The sequence below is a fragment of the Allobosea sp. NPDC055332 genome, from assembly GCF_053645455.1.
In genome coordinates, this window is sequence record NZ_JBSHMO010000001.1 from 739,553 (window position 1) to 758,140 (window position 18,588).

The 18,588-nt window shown below is 67.1% G+C and carries 16 protein-coding genes; 8 read left to right on the top strand and 8 right to left on the bottom strand.

Annotated elements, in window-relative coordinates; genetic code table 11:
* Window positions 1-721: 721 nt before the first annotated feature.
* Both ACWIGM_RS03795 and ACWIGM_RS03800 read right to left on the bottom strand, forming a co-directional pair.
* Window positions 722-1,531 (bottom strand): inositol monophosphatase family protein, encoded by an 810-nt coding sequence (locus tag ACWIGM_RS03795; protein WP_454024589.1) that lies wholly within the window; start codon window positions 1,529-1,531, stop codon window positions 722-724.
* Window positions 1,532-1,533: 2 nt separating this feature from the next.
* Window positions 1,534-2,790, bottom strand: a complete 1,257-nt coding sequence (locus ACWIGM_RS03800; protein WP_454024590.1) for a class I SAM-dependent methyltransferase — start codon at window positions 2,788-2,790, stop codon at window positions 1,534-1,536.
* A gap of 155 nt (window positions 2,791-2,945) precedes the next feature.
* On the opposite strand from ACWIGM_RS03800, the gene ACWIGM_RS03805 reads away from it, so the two are divergent.
* A complete protein-coding gene (locus tag ACWIGM_RS03805; protein WP_454024591.1) occupies window positions 2,946-3,659 on the top strand; it encodes a class I SAM-dependent methyltransferase in 714 nt (237 codons plus the stop codon).
* On the top strand, window positions 3,656-4,153 hold the full coding sequence (locus ACWIGM_RS03810; protein ID WP_454024592.1) for an anthrone oxygenase family protein: 498 nt from the start codon (window positions 3,656-3,658) through the stop codon (window positions 4,151-4,153). The genes ACWIGM_RS03805 and ACWIGM_RS03810 overlap by 4 nt, the downstream gene beginning before the upstream one ends.
* On the opposite strand, the gene ACWIGM_RS03815 is transcribed toward ACWIGM_RS03810, so the two are convergent.
* Genes ACWIGM_RS03815 through zigA form a run of 3 tightly spaced genes read right to left on the bottom strand, consistent with a single transcriptional unit; the run spans window position 4,154 to window position 7,153 of the window.
* Window positions 4,154-4,558 carry a GtrA family protein gene (locus tag ACWIGM_RS03815; protein WP_454024593.1) on the bottom strand — a complete coding sequence of 135 codons (405 nt, stop codon included), beginning with the start codon at window positions 4,556-4,558 and terminating at the stop codon, window positions 4,154-4,156.
* Between the two features lie 46 nt (window positions 4,559-4,604).
* Window positions 4,605-5,903, bottom strand: coding sequence for a YncE family protein (locus ACWIGM_RS03820; RefSeq protein ID WP_454024594.1), 1,299 nt, complete (start codon window positions 5,901-5,903; stop codon window positions 4,605-4,607).
* A gap of 35 nt (window positions 5,904-5,938) precedes the next feature.
* Window positions 5,939-7,153 carry a zinc metallochaperone GTPase ZigA gene (gene zigA / locus ACWIGM_RS03825; protein ID WP_454024595.1) on the bottom strand — a complete coding sequence of 405 codons (1,215 nt, stop codon included), beginning with the start codon at window positions 7,151-7,153 and terminating at the stop codon, window positions 5,939-5,941.
* A 232-nt stretch (window positions 7,154-7,385) separates the two neighbouring features.
* Here zigA and ACWIGM_RS03830 point away from each other — a divergent pair, with 232 nt between their 5' ends.
* Window positions 7,386-8,768 (top strand): amidohydrolase family protein, encoded by a 1,383-nt coding sequence (locus tag ACWIGM_RS03830; RefSeq protein ID WP_454024596.1) that lies wholly within the window; start codon window positions 7,386-7,388, stop codon window positions 8,766-8,768.
* A 1-nt stretch (window position 8,769) separates the two neighbouring features.
* Here ACWIGM_RS03830 and ACWIGM_RS03835 read toward each other — a convergent pair whose 3' ends face one another.
* Window positions 8,770-9,654 carry a LysR family transcriptional regulator gene (locus ACWIGM_RS03835; RefSeq protein ID WP_454024597.1) on the bottom strand — a complete coding sequence of 295 codons (885 nt, stop codon included), beginning with the start codon at window positions 9,652-9,654 and terminating at the stop codon, window positions 8,770-8,772.
* Window positions 9,655-9,768: 114 nt separating this feature from the next.
* On the opposite strand from ACWIGM_RS03835, the gene ACWIGM_RS03840 reads away from it, so the two are divergent.
* Both ACWIGM_RS03840 and ACWIGM_RS03845 read left to right on the top strand, forming a co-directional pair.
* Complete coding sequence (locus tag ACWIGM_RS03840) at window positions 9,769-10,473, top strand: RraA family protein (RefSeq protein WP_454024598.1); 705 nt, start codon at window positions 9,769-9,771, stop codon at window positions 10,471-10,473.
* Between the two features lie 60 nt (window positions 10,474-10,533).
* Window positions 10,534-11,508 carry a quinone oxidoreductase family protein gene (locus tag ACWIGM_RS03845; protein ID WP_454024599.1) on the top strand — a complete coding sequence of 325 codons (975 nt, stop codon included), beginning with the start codon at window positions 10,534-10,536 and terminating at the stop codon, window positions 11,506-11,508.
* A gap of 25 nt (window positions 11,509-11,533) precedes the next feature.
* Here the strand turns inward: ACWIGM_RS03845 and ACWIGM_RS03850 are convergent, their stop codons facing one another.
* Window positions 11,534-11,881 carry an ArsR/SmtB family transcription factor gene (locus ACWIGM_RS03850; protein ID WP_454024600.1) on the bottom strand — a complete coding sequence of 116 codons (348 nt, stop codon included), beginning with the start codon at window positions 11,879-11,881 and terminating at the stop codon, window positions 11,534-11,536.
* 136 nt (window positions 11,882-12,017) lie between these two features.
* Between ACWIGM_RS03850 and ACWIGM_RS03855 the strand changes: the two genes are divergently transcribed.
* Window positions 12,018-13,229 (top strand): MFS transporter, encoded by a 1,212-nt coding sequence (locus ACWIGM_RS03855; protein WP_454024601.1) that lies wholly within the window; start codon window positions 12,018-12,020, stop codon window positions 13,227-13,229.
* A gap of 76 nt (window positions 13,230-13,305) precedes the next feature.
* On the opposite strand, the gene ACWIGM_RS03860 is transcribed toward ACWIGM_RS03855, so the two are convergent.
* A complete protein-coding gene (locus ACWIGM_RS03860; protein ID WP_454024602.1) occupies window positions 13,306-14,367 on the bottom strand; it encodes a methyltransferase domain-containing protein in 1,062 nt (353 codons plus the stop codon).
* Between the two features lie 280 nt (window positions 14,368-14,647).
* Between ACWIGM_RS03860 and carB the strand changes: the two genes are divergently transcribed.
* Complete coding sequence (carB, locus tag ACWIGM_RS03865; RefSeq protein WP_454024603.1) at window positions 14,648-17,980, top strand: carbamoyl-phosphate synthase large subunit; 3,333 nt, start codon at window positions 14,648-14,650, stop codon at window positions 17,978-17,980.
* A 102-nt stretch (window positions 17,981-18,082) separates the two neighbouring features.
* Entirely contained in the window at window positions 18,083-18,556 is a 474-nt protein-coding gene (gene greA, locus ACWIGM_RS03870; protein ID WP_454024604.1) for a transcription elongation factor GreA, read from the top strand.
* The last annotated feature ends 32 nt before the right edge of the window (window positions 18,557-18,588 follow it).

An 18,588-nucleotide genomic window follows, 5' to 3' on the forward strand; every position in this document is an offset into this window, starting at 1 on the left:
CATGAGTCCCTGGAACCACGCCGCAGAACCCCTCTCCTGGAAGGAGAGGGGCAGGGGTGAGGTGTTCGGACTGGAAACGTTAGCCTGAACACGACCGCGCGGTGAGCGCAGTGCCTCGCTGTTCCAGGGGCCTACACCTCACCCTGCCCTCTCACTGATCTCGGGCTTGCCTGAGATCAGAACTCAAAGTGTCGAAGTCGGGTAAACCCGACTTCGATGCAGGAGAGGGTTCCCCCCGCTTGGCCGATCAAGCGAACGACCTCCAAGCGGGGACAAATCCTCAATCAATCCCCGCCCCTGAAACCTGCTTTATGCTTCCTCCCGTCCCGCCCGAACCGAGGGGGCTTCGCGAGGCATCATGAGGCCGGGCGGAAGAGCGGTGTTTCGTGGCGACAGGGCCTTGCGAGCCCGAAGAGCACGCTCAGCAGAAGTGAGATCCACTTCTGCGATCAGAGTTTGCTCCTTCCACCACGGAGGGGTTTTCGTCGATGGGAGAGGCCCTCCCAGTCCTGCCGGACGTAACCAGACGGCGAGAGCACCATACGAGAACCGCGCGGGGTTCGGGCAGTGGCCAGTGGCGCTGCTTCGACATTTCGACATCGACATTCGGCACGCAGCCGTCGACTGCGACGCCGCCTTAGCCCCGCGCCCTCCCTCGGATGGCGTTGTCCTCAACCCTCGCGGCGAAAGCCGGCGGGGCGCTTTCTCTCGTGGTGCGGCCTCACGCCTCCGCAAACAACCGCCGTTGCAATTCGTCCCACAGCTCCGGCGATTGCGCCGCCAGGATGCCGAAGCCTTGCTCGGCCGGCCTGTAGGGGCGCCCGTCGAAGCGGGCCGCGCGGCCGCCGGCTTCTTCGAGGAAGAGCGTGCCCGGCGCATGGTCCCAGGGCAAACCGCGCCAGAACACCACGAAATGCTGCTCGCCGCGCACGATCGCGGGATATTCCTCGCCGGCGCAGTGCATCCCCGGCGTGATCGCGGCGAGGTCCCGGCCGTTGACCTTGACCCGCGCCGTCATCTCCGCGGGCAGGAAGCGGGTGAGCACACCGCCGCGCAGCCCGGTCCATTGCGGCGGCTGCCCCACCCTGACGCGCTCGCCATCGACCCAGGCGCCGGAGCCGCGCTCGGCGACGTGGATCGTCCCGGTCGCCGGGCTCAGCATCCACGAGGCGACGGGCTCGCCCTCGCGCAGCAGCGCCACCATCATCGAGAAGCACGGGCTGCCCTTGACGAAATTGGCGGTGCCGTCGACGGGGTCGACAACGAAGACCCTGCCTTCGCCCAGCCCCTGCAGCAGCTCCGGCTGCGCCGAGACCGCCTCCTCGCCGATCACGCGCGATCCGGGCAGGAGCACCGGCAGGCGGACATTGAGTAGCCGCTCGGCTTCCTCGTCGGCGATCGTGACCTCCTCGCCGGGCGATTTCACCCGGACTTCCGACTCCGCCAGCTTGCGGAATCGCGGCATCACCACTTCAGCCGCGACCTCGCGCAGCAGATCCGAGACCTGCTCGATCAGCTCCTGTCCCGCCATCCTCAGAAGCCCCGCTTTTCCAGCTCGGCTTCGGCGTCGGTGATGTAGTCCCGGATCACCGGCACGGCGCTCTTGTGCGGGCCGAGCAGCAGCTGGAAGACCATGTCGCCGCCGATGTCGAAGGAGATCGAGCAGGCGGAAAGATAGAACTCCCACATCCGCGCGAAGCGCTCGCCCAGCATCGTCACCACCTCCGGCCGGTGCGCCATGAAGCGCTCGCGCCAGGCTTCCAGCGTCCAGTGATAGTGCCGGCGCCAGAACTCGCAGTCGGAATGCCAGAGCCCGGTCTGCTCGACTGCCGCGAAGACCTCCGACAGCGCCGGGGCATAGCCACCGGGGAAGATATACTTGTCGAAGAACGGGCCGGTGAAGCCGGGCGGGCCGACGCGGCCGATGCAGTGGACCAGCGCGATCCCGTCGGGGGTCAAGAGGTCGCGGATCTTCTCGAAATATTCGAGGTAATGCGCGACGCCGACATGCTCCATCATGCCGACCGAGACGACGCGGTCGAAGCTCCCGGTCAGCTCGCGATAGTCCTTGTTGATGAAGCTCACGGCATCGCCGACGCCGGCGGCTTCCGCCCGCTTCTGCGCTGCCGCCATCTGGTCGGGCGAGACGTTGAGGCCGGTCACCTTCGCCCCGCAGGCTTTGGCAAGATAGATCGAGAGCTCGCCCCAGCCCGAGCCGATATCGAGCACGCGCATGCCCGGCTCGATCTTCAGCTTGGCGGCGAGGTGCCGGAGCTTGGCCTTCTGCGCGTTCTCCAGCCCGACCTCGGGGCTGTGCCAATACGCGCAGGAATAGGTCATCGTCTCGTCGAGCCAGAGCCGGTAGAACTCGGTCGGGATGTCGTAGTGGTGCTTGACCTTCTTGCCGGCGACGCCGAGCGGGTTGTGCATCCGCCAGCGCCGGATCTTGAAGCGCAGCTTGCGGATCACCGCCTGCAGCGGATGCTTGCGCAATTCGCCGCGCTGGATCCAGAACAGCGTCAGGAGGTCATGGATCGTCGAGCCGTCCTCGAACTCGATCCGCTGATCCATATAGCCTTCGGCCAGCGCCAGCTCCGGATTGAGGAAGAGCTCGCGCTCGATCTTCGTATCCTTGAAGCGCACCGTCACCTCGCCGGCGACGACGGGCTTGCCGGCGAAGCTGAACTCGGTCCGCCCCGGCCCGAAGACATGCCGCTGCCCGTCCGGCGCGATCACTGTCAGCCGGCCCTTGCGGATCGAGCGCTTCAAGAGTTTCGGCAACAGCAGCATGGTCGGGCAGGCTCCGGTCGGTCGCGCGCAAGCTATTGGCTCGTCTGAGGCAGCACAAACCCTGCGTGCAATCAACCTGACTCCACAGTCGCCGTGGCCATGCTAGGGCTTAGGGCGAAGGCGCTTTCCGCGCCATCCTCCAAACGGGAACCCCGATGTCCTGGCGTGATTTCTGGAACGGCGAGCATGCGATCTATGTCTCGGATCGCCACAAGGCCCTGCATTACCGCCGCATCGCACAGGATATCGCCGCCGCAGTGCCCGCAAGGGACGCAGCCGTGCTCGACGTCGGCTGCGGTGAGGCGCTTTCGGCCGATCTCGTCGCCGCCGCCAGCGGCAGGCTGATCCTCTGCGAAGCGGCCCCGACCGTCCGCGACAAGCTCAGGGCCCGCTTCAGCGCGCTTGCCAATCTCTCGGTGGTCTCGCCGGAGGAGGTCGAGGCACTGCCGGATGATTCGCTCGATCTCGTCGTCGCCAACTCGCTGATCCAGTATCTCGGCGAAGACGAATTGAAGCGGGCGCTCGCCACCTGGCTCGCCAAGCTGAAGCCCGGCGGCGAGCTCATCCTCGCCGACGTGATCCCGCCCGACCTTTCGCCGCTGACCGACGCGACCGAACTGCTCGGCTTCGCCTGGCGCGGCGGCTTCCTCGTCGCGGCGCTCGGCGGGCTGGTCCGCACCGTGTTCTCGGACTACCGCAAGCTGCGGGCGCAATACGGCCTCTCGACCTACAGCGCAGTCGGCATCAGCGCGCTGGTCGAGGCGGCCGGCTTCAAGGGCGTCACACGCGTTACGAATTTCGGCCATAACCCGCACCGCATGGCCTTTTCGGCCAGGAAGCCGCTCGCATTGGAGGTTCCTGCATCATGACCTCGCTCGCGCTCACCTTCACCTTCATCGCACTGATCCTGGCCGGCGCCATGGCCGGGTTCTTCTACGCCTATTCGATGTCGGTGATGTGGGCGCTCGACGCGGTCGATCCGAAGGCAGCGATCGCCTCGATGCAGAGCATCAACATCGTCGTGCGCAACGCCATCTTCTTCCCGGCCTTCTTCGGCACGCCGGTGGTGGCGCTCGTCGCAGCCGGGCTCTGGTGGAAGCAGGGTTCCGGCCAGGTCGCGCTGCTGCTTACACTTGCCGCCTTCGTCTATCTGGCTGGCGCCTTCCTGCTGACCATTCTCGCCAATGTGCCGATGAACGAGGCGCTCGCCATCGCGACGATTCCCACCGACCCCGAGGCGGCGCGGACGCTCTGGCAGAACTATTCCCGCCCGTGGACGCTGTGGAACCATGTCCGCACGATCGCGAGCTTCGTCAGCCTGCTGCTCGTCGGCTGGGCGCTTTACGCCGCCGGCCAGGCCTGATCACGCGCCTTCGCGGTCGGCGAAGGAGAAGAATTTGTGCCCGGCGAAGGTGAAGATCATCACGATCAGCGTGGTGACGACCTGCATCGGCAGATAGGGCAGGCCGGCGACTTTGACGAAGAGGTGCATCAGTACGCCGGTCAGCAGGAAGCCGCCGAAGGCGATCAGGCCGAAGCGCCAGCTCGCCTCACCATGGGTCCGCGTAGCCTCGAAGGTCAGCCAGCGGTTCAGCAGATAGGAGACGACGCCGCCGAGCACGAAACCGGCGAGCGAGGCCGCAACGGGGTCGGCCCCGCCGAGCTCGACCAGGCCGATCAGCAATCCGTAATGCGCGACCGCTGCCATCACGCCCGAAAAGGCATAGGCGATGACCTGGCGCGTGTGGCGGGGAAGACGGTTCAGCATCCGGGATGCCTATAGCCCGGATGCTGAACGGAAGCCTACAGGCTAGTCAGCCCGCATCGCTGCCGGCGAGATTGGCCGGCTGGCCTTCGACCGGCAGATCGAGCGCCTGCTTCAGCGTCTCGAGATTGTATTCGCGGATGCGGCCGTTCGTGGGATCGCTGACATAGGCGCTGCCGCCGACGACCGCGAGCGAGGGTGTCGGCGTCTTCGCACCGTACTGGCAATCGAAGGCCGGCACGGCATCGAAGCTCGCGAGCTCCTTCCAGGCGGCGACGTCGTAGACCCGCAGCTTGCCATCCGGCGTCAGATTGGCGAGCCGCCGGCCATTGGCGGAGAGCTCGAACTGGCAGGCCGACTGGCCGCCTGGCACCGGCAGGACATCGGCCGAGGTCAGCGACTTGGCGGCCGGGTCGACCCGGAGCAGGCCGTCATAGGGCGAGGTCTTGCCGTAATTGGCGACCATGAACTTCGCGCCCGCCTTCGCCTTGATCGAGCTCAGCCGGCGCTCGTCGGGATAGGCGAGCTTGTGCGCGCTGAACTTGGCCCCGGCCTGCGACAGCACCAGCATGCCGCCGCCCTCCCCCTCGGCGCAGCCGAAGACATGACGGCCATCGGCCGCGGCATGGCCGTGATAGAGCTTGCAGGAAGCATCGGGCTTGGCCGGGTCGTTGAAGCTAGCGAGCTTGGCCCAGCCGCCCTTAGTCCGGTCGAGGATCTCGAAGCCATCAGGCCGCGACGATGCGCTGCGATCCTCGCCTTTCACATAGACCGGGTTCGGCACCGACATCAGCCAGCGCCCCTCGCCCATCGGCACGACGATGCCGTGCTGCGGCCCGGGGCTCGGCCACTCCGTCAGCGCCGGCTTGTCCTTGGCGAGATCGTTGATCGCGACCAGCACCGCCTTCGCCGTGCTCTGGCCGTCCCACGGGCGGATGCCATCATAGAACAGCGCGAGCTGGCCATGGCCGGAGATGACATGCGCCGGCTTCTGGCCGGTCAGCGCGAGGTCGATGAGCTTCACCGCCCCCTTCTCGATGTCGTTGTGGTCGCCATGCGATTCGATCGTCAGGCCGGTGTCGAGGAAGCGGATCGTGCCGGCATCGTCGCCGGTCTTGATCACGACGAAGCGGCCGCCCTGGGCGGTAGCGAAACCGGGATTGGCCTTGGGCAGGTCGAAGCTGTGCGTGACCTCGCCGGTATCGAGATCGAGCACGCGCACGACAGGTTTTTCGTGGTCGGCGAAGACCAGCCGGCCGCGCAGCACGGCATGGTCATGGGCGAGCGCCGGCAGGCTCGACAGCACGGCCGAGATGGCAAGCGAGGACAACAGGGAAAGTGGACGCATGGCAGTCTCCAGGGCGGATAGTAGAGGGTGAGGTCTCAGGCCGCGGTCGCCCGACGCCAGGCCGGGAACGGGTCGGGCAGATCGCGATAGCGCTCGGGCTTGAAGGCGATGGTCGGGGTCTCGCCGAGCAGGCAGGCGTCGAGCCCGGCGCGAATGGCGCTCTCATCCATGCCGGAGCCGATGAAGACGAGCTCCTGCCGGCGGTCGCCCCAGACCGAGTGCCAGTGCCGGTTCAGGATCGCCTTCCATTCCGGATGGTCGGGCCAGCGCGGGCGCGGCACCGCGGCCCACCAGAAGCCCATCGCCTCGGTCCGGCAGATCGCGCCGGCAAGCGACATCTCGCCGACCCATTCCGGCCGCGTCGCCAGCCAGAAATGGCCCTTGGCCCGGATCAGCCCCGGCCATGTCTTGGCCAGGAAGGCGTTGAACTTCTCGGGATGGAAGGGCCGGCGCGCGCGGTAGACGAAGGAGGAGATGCCGTATTCCTCGGTCTCCGGCATATGGTCTTTGAAGCCGTAGAGTTCCTTGTGCCAGAGCGGGTGCTCTTGCGCCTTCTCATGGTCGAACAGGCCGGTATCGAGGATCTGATCGAGCGCTGCGCGGCCGAAATCCACCTCGATCAGCCGCGCATCCTGATTGAGCGCCCGGATGACGAGCCTCGCCTGCGCCACCGCCTCCGGCCCGGCATCGGCGACCTTGTTGAGCACGACGACATCGGCGAACTCGATCTGCTCGACCAGGAGATCGACCAGCGTGCGCTCGTCGCCCTCCCCCGCCGTCTCGCCGCGCTCGCGCAGGAAATCGCGGGAGCCATAGTCCTTGAGCAGGTTCACCGCATCGACCACCGTCACCATGGTGTCGAGCCGGGCGAGGTCGGAGAGCGAAAAGCCGTCCTCGTCGCGGAATTCGAAGGTCGCGGCGATCGGCAGCGGCTCGGCGATGCCGGTGCCCTCGATCAGCAGGTAGTCGAAGCGCCCGTCGCGGGCGAGCCGACCGACCTCGGCGAGGAGGTCGTCGCGCAAGGTGCAGCAGATGCAGCCATTGCTCATCTCGACCAGCTTCTCGTCGGTGCGCGAGAGATCGCCGCCGCCGGCCCGGACTAGGTCGACGTCGATGTTCACCTCGCTCATGTCGTTGACGATAACCGCGACCTTGCGGCCCTCGCGATTGTTGAGGACGTGGTTGAGCAGCGTCGTCTTGCCGGCGCCGAGAAAGCCGGAGAGCACGGTGACAGGGAGGCGGGAGTCCATCTCGGATCTCGTATTTTGTTACGTTGTAACATTTCATAGCGAGAGCGGATTGCGGACGCAAGGCTGTGATTGGAGCTTCCGCATTCCATCACGCTGTCATCCCGGACGGAGCGAAGGGGAGATCCGGGATGACCCGCGTTCTTTTTGGCGGGTAGCAGCCCTGCATTGATGAGCGCTTCAGAAGTGACCCAACCTCGCTAAGCTCGCTCATGGCGATAGAGGAGCCCGCACCATGATCGAGATCGACCTCCTGGTGCGCGCCGAATTCCTCTATCCGGTCAGCCCCGGACTGCCGGTCATCCCGGACGGTGAAGTCGCGATCACCGGCGGGCGTATCCTCCATGCCGGCCCGCGTCAGCCGGAGGGGCATTGGGCACCGGCCAGAACGATCGACGGCGCCGGCCGGGCCGTCCTGCCCGGCTTCGTCAACTGCCATTCGCACGCGGCGTCATTGGTCTTCCGCAGCCAGACCGACGACCACGCCGCCAAGGCGGCGCTGCTCGAAGTTGCGTTCCGGATGGAGAAGGACATCACGGAGGATGAGTGGGCGCTGCTGGCGCAGGCCGGCTGTGCCGACATGCTCCAGGCCGGCATCACCACGATCAACGACATCTGGTACGCCCCGCACCGGCTCGCCGACACCGTCGAGGCTTGCGGCCTGCGCGCCCAGATCGCCCACAAGGTCTTCGATGTCCGCCTGCACGAGCTCTGGCGCGGCGACTACACGCATCACCCTGAGATCGGCGATAAGCGCCTGCGCGACGGCGTCGCCTTTGCCGAACGCTGGCACGGCGCCGCCGATGGCCGCATCACCGCCCGCATCGGCACGCACGCCACCGACACCTGCTCGGTGGAATTACTCAGGACCGCCCGCGCCGAGGCGAATAGGCTCGGGATCGGCATGCACATCCACGCTGCCCAGAGCGCGGCCGAGGTCGAGCAGATCAAGGCGGCCCATGGCTGCGGCCCGGTCGAGTTCCTACGGGATGTCGGCATGCTCGGCCCGGATGTCGTGCTCGCCCATCTCGTCTTCGCCGGCACCGGCGATCTCGATGCCGTCCAGCAGAGCGGCGCGGCCTATGCCCATTGCCCGACGATCTATCCGCGCCGCGGCCGCTATCCGCCGCTCGAAGACATCATGGCGCGCGGCATTCCGACCGGCTTCGCCACCGACTGGATGCTGAACGACCCGTTCGAGGGCATGCGCAACGCCCTCAACGCCATGCGCCTGCGCCTGGGGAGCCCGACCGCCCTCTCCTGCGCGCAGGCGCTGGAGCTGCACACGATCGGCGCCGCCCGCGTCATGGGCCTTGAGGGCGAGATCGGCTCGCTGGAGCCGGGCAAGAAGGCCGATTTGATCATGGTCGACATCGACCGCCCGCACCTCCAGCCCTATTACGGCGACTACGCCGCGCTGGTCTATTACGCGAGGGCGAGCGACGTGGTGACCAGCATCGTCGACGGCATGGTCGTGGTCGAGGATGGCCGCCCGACCCGCCTCGATCGCGAGCGGACGATGGCAGGAATCAGGGAGAAGGTACCGGGCTGGCGCGGAAAACTGGCGGCGCTCGGCAGCCGAGCCGTCTTCGGACCGGGATGCCCCTGCTGCGGCTGATCTAGCCGGCTGCTGCTGCCGGTTCCGCGACCAGCCTGCGGACGACGTCTGTCGCGATCTCCAGCAGAGTTCCGGCGGCTGGCGTCCGCGCGCCTGATGCCAGCAGCCGTACCTCGATCGGCGGCAGCTCCGGCAGGCCATGCTCGGCTGCGACATCGCGAACCGTGCCCGGCAGGCGGTGATGCGTCCGGACCGAGACACCATGCCCCGCCCCGAGAGCCGCCCACAGGCCCGGCAGGCTCGGCGTCGTCAGCGCCATTCGCCAGCGCAGGCGCTGGCGATCGAGCGTCTGGAGCGCGGTCTGCCGGAACAGGCAGGGATGGTCGAACAGCACGAGCGGGAGCTCGGCCGAGCCTGGCCGCTTCATGTCCTGCGCAGCCAGCCAGACCAACGGCAGCGTCGCGACATGCACACCGGCCGTCGATGAACCCGCCTTGAAGAAGGCGAGCGCGACATCGAGCCGGCCGGCCTGCACCTCCTCCTCCAGCGCGTAGTTGCGCCCGGCGCGAACCTCGACATGGGAGTTCGGGCGCTGCTGCGCGAACAGCCCCAGCACCTCCGGCATCACATCCTCGAAGAAGTCCTGCGGCAGGCCGAGACGCACCGTCGCGGCGCCAGCGCTGTTGCCGACAGCCGCCGCGGCCTCGTCGTTCAGCGCGATGATCTGGCGGGCATAGCTCAGCAGCGCCTCGCCGGCCTCGGTCGGCACCAGCCCGCGCCCGTCGCGGCGGAACAACGGACGCCGCGCCTGCTCCTCCAGCTTCTTGAGCTGCATGCTGATCGCCGATTGCGACCGGCCGAGTTGCGTCGCGGCGCGGGCGAAACTGCCAAGCTCGACCCCGACCACCATCGCCCGCAGCGCGTCCATATCGAAACTCGCCGGCATCGACCCGAAATCCTGAAGCGGAACTTACGATCATTTCGTTATTCGGAACGATCTCGCATTGCTAGCGTCCTGTCCAGCGGCCGAGCGGCCAACCAAGACCATGGAGGACAGCGCATGAAGCCCGATCTGATCGCGCAGTTGAAGACGCTCACCACCCCGCATCTGGCGGATGGCTGCCTGCGCTGCGGCGTGCCGATCCGCTTCGCGCCGGCTGGTTTGCGGCCGCTCGCCCCGGACATGGAAGTATGCGGCCGGGCCCGTCCCGTGCGCCATGTCGGCAGCATCGACGTCTTCTTCGAGCTGCTGGAGCATGCCGCGCCGGGCGAGGTGATCGTCATCGACAATGGCGGGCGCCTCGATGAGGCCTGCATCGGCGACATCGTCGCGATCGAGGCGAAGGCCGCCGGCATCGCCGGCTTCGTGATCTGGGGCCTGCATCGCGACAACCGCGAGCTCACCGAGCTCGGCCTGCCGGTCTTCAGCCTCGGCGCGCTGCCGACCGGGCCGCAGCGCCTGCATCCGCGACCGCACGACCTGTTCCACCAGGCGCTGGTCGGCCAGCACGGTATCGCCGAGACCGATTACGTCGCCGCCGACAGCAATGGCGTGCTGTTCCTGCCCGAAAGCCGGATCGAGGACATCGTCGCGGCTGCGATCGGCTATCGCGAGACCGAGGCGCGCCAGCTCGCAGCGATGCGCAATGGTCGCAGCTACCGCAGCCAGACCCGCTTCGACCAGTACCTGGCGACGCGGGCGCAGAACCCGGCCTACGGCTTCCGCCAGCATCTCAAGGATATCGAGGCTGCCGGCGAAGTCTGAAACGCCTCGCCCATCACGACGCCAGCGGCATGTCGGCCGCCTCCATCACGAGACATCCCCATGACCAAGCAGATCCGCATCCACGAGAATGGCGGCCCCGAAGTGCTGCGCTATGAGGACGCCGCGCTCGGCGCACCGGGGCCGGGCCAGGTCCGTCTGCGCCAGACGGCCGTCGGCCTCAACTTCATCGACGTCTACCAGCGCAGCGGCCTCTACCCGCTGCCGTTGCCGAGCGGCATCGGCCTGGAAGCGGCGGGCACGATCGAGGCGATCGGCGACGGCGTCGCCAACCTGCAGCCAGGCGACCGCATCGCCTATGCCGGCGGCCCGCCCGGCGCCTATGCCGAAGCGCGCATCATGCCGGCTGCTCCGCTGGTCAAGCTGCCCGATGCCATCAAGGACGAACAGGCCGCCGCGATGATGCTGCAGGGCCTGACCGCCTATTACCTGATCCATCGGACCTATCGCGCCAAGCTCGGTGATACCGTGCTCCTGCACGCTGCGGCTGGCGGCGTCGGGCTGATCGCCTGCCAATGGCTCAGCGCGCTCGGCGTCACCGTGATCGGTACCGTCGGCAGCGAGGAGAAGGCGGCGCTGGCACGCGCCCATGGCTGCGCCCATACGATCCTCTATCGCGAGGAGAACATCGCCGAGCGGGTCCGCGCCATCACGGGCGGCGCCGGTGTTCCCGTCGTCTTCGACTCGGTCGGCAAGGACACCTGGGAGGCGTCGCTCGACAGCCTGAGCCCGCTCGGCCTGATGGTCAGCTATGGCAATGCCTCGGGAGCGGTTCCGCCCTTCGCGGTTGGCCAGCTCGCCAGCAAGGGCTCGCTGTTCGTGACGCGGCCGACGCTCGCGACCTATATGGCCAAGCGCGAGGACCTCGAAACCGCCGCCAACGCGCTGTTCAGCGTCGTCGCCGACGGCACGGTTAAGATCGCCGCGCTGCAATCCTACCCGCTCGCGGATGCCGCGCAGGCGCATCGCGATCTCGAGGCCCGCAGGACCTCCGGCTCGACCATCCTGATCCCGTAACGTCGCCCCTCAGGCGGGCTGCGGATCAGACGTCGAGCTTGATCCGCGGCACCGACGGATCGCGCCGCGCCGTCTCGATCACGCTGTCGAGCAGGCCGGGGAAGCGCCGGTTGAAGTCTTCGCGGCGGATGCTGAGGAAGCGCACTGTCCCTTCCGCCCGCGATCGCGTGATCCCGGCCTCGCGCAATTTGGCGAAGTGGTAGGACAGCAGCGAGGGCGAGGCGAGCTCGGTGAAGGCGCCGCAGCGCGCCTTGTCGACCTCGTCGCAATCGGCGAGCGTCACCAGGATGCCGAGCCGGATCGGGTCGCCGAGCGCCGAGAACACGTCGGCCGGCAGGACGTCCTCGATCTCAGGGTGGAAGAGCTGCTTCATCACCTCCGGCTTAATTGCATCGGCCGCTCCTGACAAGTTTCAATGATCCTTGAATTTAGGATTGACTCATGGTCAGCCGACGCCCATGATTCAACGATCATTGAAATTTTCGGCACTCCCCACGGAGCCCTTTGCCATGGATATCCGTCTCCTCCTGCTGGCCGGCGGCGCCTTCGCCATCGGCACCGGCAGCCTCGTCATCACCGGCATCCTGCCGAACCTCGCCGCCGCCTTCGGCGTCAGCGTCGACACGGCCGGCCTGCTGATCTCGATCTTCGCCATCGCCTACGCGATCGGCTCGCCGGTGCTCTCGACGCTGTTCGGCAATCTCGACCGCAAGCTCGTGCTGGTCGGCTCGCTCACGGTGTTCACCCTCGCCAATCTCCTCGCCGCCTTCACCAGCGACTTCGCCTGGCTGATGCTGGCACGCATCGTCATGGCGCTCGGCTCGGGCGTGTTCATGCCCGCGGCGAACGCCGTCGCGGTGGCGCTCGTCCCGCCGGAAAGACGGGCCCGCGCGATCGCGCTGGTCACCGGCGGCATGACCGTCTCGCTGATCCTTGGCGTACCGCTCGGCACCGCCGTCGCCACGCTCGGCTGGCATTTCCCCTTCCTGGTCGTGGCGCTATTCGGCGCGCTCGCGCTCGCTGGCCTACTGCTCAAGATGCCGGCCGGCCTGCCGCGCGGCGCCAACACGCTCGCCGAGCGGCTGCAGGTGGCGCGTCGCGGCGACGTGCTGCTGGCGCTCGGCACCACCGCGCTTTGGACCACCGGCGCCTTCACGCTCTACACCTATGTCGCGCCCTTCCTTTCGGCCCATGCCGGCATCTCCGGCCACTGGCTCAGCGCGACGCTGGTCATCACCGGCATCGGCTCGGCACTGGGCAACCAGCTCGGCGGCCAGGCCAGCGATCGCTTCGGCCCGGTGCCGACGCTGACCTTCGTGCTCAGCCTGCTCGCCGCCTCGCTCGCCGCCGCCTCGCTCGTCGCGGTGACGCTGCCGCCGGCGGTGGCGATCTTCGTCCTGCCGGTGATCCTGATGATCTGGAGCGGCGCCGGCTGGGCCGGGCATCCCTCGCAGATGTCGCGCCTCGCCGCGATGGCGCCGGATGCGGTCGTGGTCGCGCTCTCGCTCAACGCCTCGGCGCTCTATATCGGCATCGCCGCCGGCGCCGCGCTCGGCCAGCAGGTGCTGCGCCATGGCGCCTCCTGGGAGCTCGGCTTCGTCGGAGCAGCCTGCGAGCTCGGCGCGCTTGGCCTGCTGCTGATCGCGACACAGCGGCGCAAGGCGGCGGCCCGCGCAGCCGCTCGCCTCAGCGAGGTCGCGGTCGCGCCGTCAACGCGCTGACCAGCATCAGCCGATCGACTGCTCAGCCCGCTCGCCTCATGGCGGGCGGGTTTTGTTCACTTGTCGTAGCGAGGCTTCAAGCCCGGACCTCGAACACCATGTTGAACGGCGTCTCGGTGGCGCGGCGGAAGCGGGTGAAGCCGGCATCGAGTGCGACCTTGCGCAGCCGCATCTCGCCAGCCTGCGCGCCGAGCCCAAGGCCGACCTCCTGAGCCATCGAGGCCGGCGTGCAGATCATCGTCGAGGCCCCGTAGAAGATCCGGCCGACCGGGTTGAGGTTCTGCTTGAGATTGTCGTGCGCGAAGGGCTCGACGATCATCCAGGTGCCGTCCGGCGCCAGCGTCTCCCTGACATGGCGGCCGGCCCCGACCGGATCGCCCATGTCGTGCAGGCAGTCGAACATCGCGACGAGATCGTAGCTCGCCGCCGGGAAATCCTTGGCGCTCGCCCGCTCGAAGACGATGCGGTCGCCGACCCCGGCCTTGTCCGCGGCCTCCCTGCCCTTCTCGATCGAGGGGCCGTGATAGTCGAAAGCGTAGAAGCGCGACTTCGGGTAGGCCTGCGCCATCAGGATGGTCGAGGCGCCATGGCCGCAGCCGACATCGGCGACCACCGCGCCCGCCTCGAGCTTGGCCTTGACGCCGTCCAGCGCCGGAATCCAGCTGCTCACCAGATTGGTATTGTAGCCCGGCCGGAAGAAGCGCTCGGTGCCACGGAACAGGCAGTTGCTGTGCTCGTGCCAGCCCAGCCCCCCGCCGGTCCTGAAGGCCTGCTCGACCTTGGGCTCGTCGACCCACATCGACTGGACGATCTCGAAGGCGCCGGCAAAGAAGGCCGGGCTGCCTTCCTCGGCAAAAGCCATCGCCTGCTCCGGCGACAGGCTGAAGCTGTCGCTGCCCTCATCATAGTCGATGTACTCGGCTGCGGCCTGGGCCGAGAGCCATTCGCGGACATAGCGTTCCTTGAGGCCGGTCCGGCTGGCGAGTTCCGCGGCGGTGACCGGCTTGCCATCAGCCATCGCCTTATAGAGGCCGAGCTGATCGCCGAGGACGATGAGGGAACCGGTGACGCAGGCTCCGACGTCCCCGACGAGACGTCCCACCAAGGCATCGAGTTTCTGCGGATCGGACTCACGCATGGCCAAGCTCCTCTGGTTGGGGAGGGCGTGGCCGGAGCTGTCGCGAACCGGCTCGACGCCATCGCGGAATGGGATGCTATACCCCGCCCGCCACCACTCAACTGCGCAAAGGGGGAAATGCGCCACCTGTGCGCGCATGACAGGAAGAAGCGCTTTCTGCTTCCCCCCGCCGCCTCCCCCGTCTATAGCGAGCGCCTAGCATTCATCTTCAGGCGCTCGCTGGCCCCCGCTCCTTTCGATCGGACGGGCTCTGCGCGCCCGCACGGAACCGGTCGAGACCATGCCCAAGCGCACAGACATCAAGACGATCCTGATCATTGGCGCGGGCCCCATCATCATCGGCCAGGCCTGCGAGTTCGACTATTCCGGCACTCAGGCCTGCAAGACGCTGAAGGCTGAGGGCTACCGCATCGTCCTGGTCAACTCGAACCCGGCGACGATCATGACCGATCCGGAGCTGGCCGACGCGACCTATGTCGAGCCGATCACGCCCGAGATCGTCGCCAAGATCATCGAGAAGGAACGCAATGTCCTGCCGGGCGGCTTTGCCCTGCTGCCGACCATGGGCGGCCAGACTGCGCTCAACTGCGCCCTCTCGCTGCAGAAGATGGGCGTGCTGGAGAAGTTCGACGTCGAGATGATCGGCGCCACCGCTGACGCGATCGACAAGGCCGAGGATCGCGAGCGTTTCCGCGAGGCGATGACCAAGATCGGCCTCTCGACCCCGCGCTCGCACCACGTCAAGACGCTCGGCGCCGCGCTCGAGGCGCTGGAGGATATCGGCCTGCCGACCATCATCCGCCCGTCCTTCACCATGGGCGGCACCGGCGGCGGCATCGCCTACAACAAGAGCGAGTTCATCGAGATCTGCGAGCGCGGCATCGACGCCTCGCCGACCAGCGAAATCCTGATCGAGGAGAGCGTCCTCGGCTGGAAGGAATACGAGATGGAGGTCGTCCGCGACAAAGCGGACAACTGCATCATCGTCTGCTCGATCGAGAACCTCGACCCGATGGGCGTCCACACCGGTGATTCGATCACCGTCGCCCCGGCGCTGACGCTGACCGACAAGGAATACCAGATCATGCGCGACGCCTCGCTGGCGGTGCTGCGCGAGATCGGTGTCGAGACCGGCGGCTCGAACGTGCAGTTCGCGGTCGATCCCGAGACCGGCCGGATGATCGTTATCGAGATGAACCCGCGCGTCTCGCGCTCGTCCGCCCTCGCATCGAAGGCGACCGGCTTCCCGATCGCCAAGGTCGCGGCGCGGCTCGCCATCGGCTACACGCTCGACGAGATCGAGAACGACATCACCGGCGGTGCCACCCCGGCCTCGTTCGAGCCGACGATCGACTATGTCGTCACCAAGATCCCGCGCTTCGCCTTCGAGAAGTTCCCGGGCTCCGAGCCGACGCTGACCACCGCGATGAAGTCGGTCGGCGAAGCCATGGCGATCGGCCGTACCTTCCAGGAATCGCTGCAGAAGGCGCTGCGTTCGCTCGAAACCGGTCTCGACGGCCTCGACGAGATCGAGATCGAGGGCATCGGCCACGGCGACGACAGGAACGCGATCAAGGCGGCGCTCTCGACCCCGACGCCGGACCGCATCCTCCAGATCGCCCAGGCGATGCGCGCCGGCTTCACCGACGAGCAGATCCATGAGAGCTGCAAGGTCGATCCCTGGTTCCTCGAGCAGATGCGCGGCATCGTCGAGACCGAGGAGAAGATCCGTAAGCACGGCCTGCCGCAGACGCCGATCGCCTTCCGCCAGCTCAAGGCGATGGGCTTCTCCGACAAGCGCCTCGCCGCCGTCTCCGGCAAGAGCGAGGCCGAGGTCCGCACCCTGCGCCGCTCGCTGAAGGTGCGTCCGGTCTACAAGCGCATCGACACCTGCGCCGCCGAGTTCGCCTCGCCGACCGCCTATATGTACTCGACCTACGCCATGCCGTTCGCAGGCGCGCCGGCCGACGAGGCCAAGCCCTCGGACGCCAAGAAGGTCGTCATCCTCGGCGGCGGCCCCAACCGCATCGGCCAGGGCATCGAGTTCGACTATTGCTGCTGCCATGCCTGCTACGCGCTGCGCGACGCCGGCTACGAGACCATCATGGTCAACTGCAATCCCGAGACGGTCTCGACCGACTACGACACCTCGGACCGGCTCTATTTCGAGCCGCTGACCGCCGAGGACGTGCTCGAGATCCTCGAGACCGAGAAGCAGGCCGGCACGCTGCACGGCGTCATCGTCCAGTTCGGCGGCCAGACCCCGCTGAAGCTGGCGCATGCGCTGGAGCAGGCCGGTATCCCGATCCTCGGCACCACGCCCGACGCGATCGACCTCGCCGAGGACCGCGACCGCTTCAAGCGCCTGCTCGACAAGCTTCACCTCAAGCAGCCGAAGAACGGCATCGCCTATTCGGTCGAGCAGTCGCGCCTGATCGCGGCCGAGCTCGGCCTGCCCTTCGTGGTGCGCCCGTCCTATGTGCTCGGCGGCCGTGCGATGGCGATCATCCGCGACGAGGTGATGTTCGAGGACTACCTGCTCGGCACCCTGCCCTCGCTGATCCCCTCCGAGGTCAAGGCCAAGTACCCGAACGACAAGACCGGCCAGATCAACACGGTGCTCGGCAAGAACCCGCTGCTGTTCGACCGCTATCTCTCGGACGCGATCGAGGTCGACGTCGACTGCCTCTGCGACGGCAAGGAAGCGTTCATCGCCGGCATCATGGAGCATATCGAGGAGGCCGGCATCCATTCCGGCGATTCGGCCTGCTCGCTGCCGCCGCGCTCGCTCTCGCCGGAGCTGATCGCCGAGCTGGAGCGCCAGAGCAAGGCGATGGCGCTCGCCCTCGACGTCGGCGGCCTGATGAACGTGCAGTACGCGATCAAGGACGGCGAGATCTACGTGCTCGAGGTCAATCCGCGCGCGTCACGCACCGTGCCCTTCGTCGCCAAGGTGATCGGCCAGCCAATCGCCAAGATCGCCGCGCGGCTGATGGCGGGCGAGAAGCTCGCGAGCTTTAACCTGAAGCAGGAGAAGCTCCAGCATGTCGGCGTGAAGGAGGCCGTGTTCCCCTTCGCCCGCTTCCCCGGCGTCGACGTCCTGCTCGGGCCGGAGATGCGCTCGACTGGCGAGGTCATCGGCCTCGACCGCTCCTTCGACGTCGCCTTCGCCAAGAGCCAGCTCGGCGCCGGCTCGAAAGTGCCGGTCAAGGGCACGGTCTTCGTCTCGGTCCGCGACGAGGACAAGCCGCGCATCCTGCCCTCCATGGCGATCCTCGCCGAACTCGGCTTCCAGATCGTCGCGACCGGCGGCACGCTGCGCCTCCTCCAGGAGCACGGCATCCGCGCCAGCAAGATAAACAAGGTGCTCGAAGGCCGCCCGCACGTCGTCGATGCGATCAAGAACGGCGAGATCCAGCTGGTCTTCAACACCACCGACGGTCCACAGGCGCTGGCGGACTCGCGCTCGCTGCGCCGGGCAGCCCTCTTGCACAAGGTGCCCTATTATACCACCTTGGCCGGTGCGATCGCCGCGGCGGAGGGCATCAAGGCCTATTGCAGCGGCGATCTCGAAGTGAGGTCGCTGCAATCCTATTTCGCCCGCGCCGCCTGACCGGCCGCGCGGCGAAGTAGTTTTCCGACGATCGGGAGCGATACGGGTGCGTTGGCCAAAGCCGGCGCGCGCGTGATTGCTTTTCATAACTGGGACGAGACGATGGACAAGGTTCCCATGACGGCCGGCGGTTTCGCCGCCCTCGAAGTCGAATTGAAGCAGCGCCAGCAGGTCGAGCGCCCGCGTATCATCACGGCGATCGCCGAGGCGCGTGCGCTGGGCGATCTCTCGGAGAACGCCGAATACCATGCCGCCAAGGAAGCCCAGTCGCTGAACGAAGGCCGGATCATGGAGCTGGAATCGCTGATTGGCCGCGCCGACATCATCGATGTCAGCAAGCTCGGCGGCGACACGATCAAGTTTGGCGCGACCGTCACGCTGATCGACGACGATACCGAAGAGAAGAAGCTCTACCAGATCGTCGGCGAGCCGGAATCGGATGTGAAATCGGGCAAGGTCTCGATCGGCTCGCCGATCGCGCGCGCTCTGATCGGCAAGAAGGTCGGCGATTCCGTCCAGGTCAACACGCCCGGCGGCGGCAAGTCCTATGAGGTCATTAACGTCGCCTTCCGCTAAGCGAGCAGAGCGACTTGGCCAGCCCGGCGGCA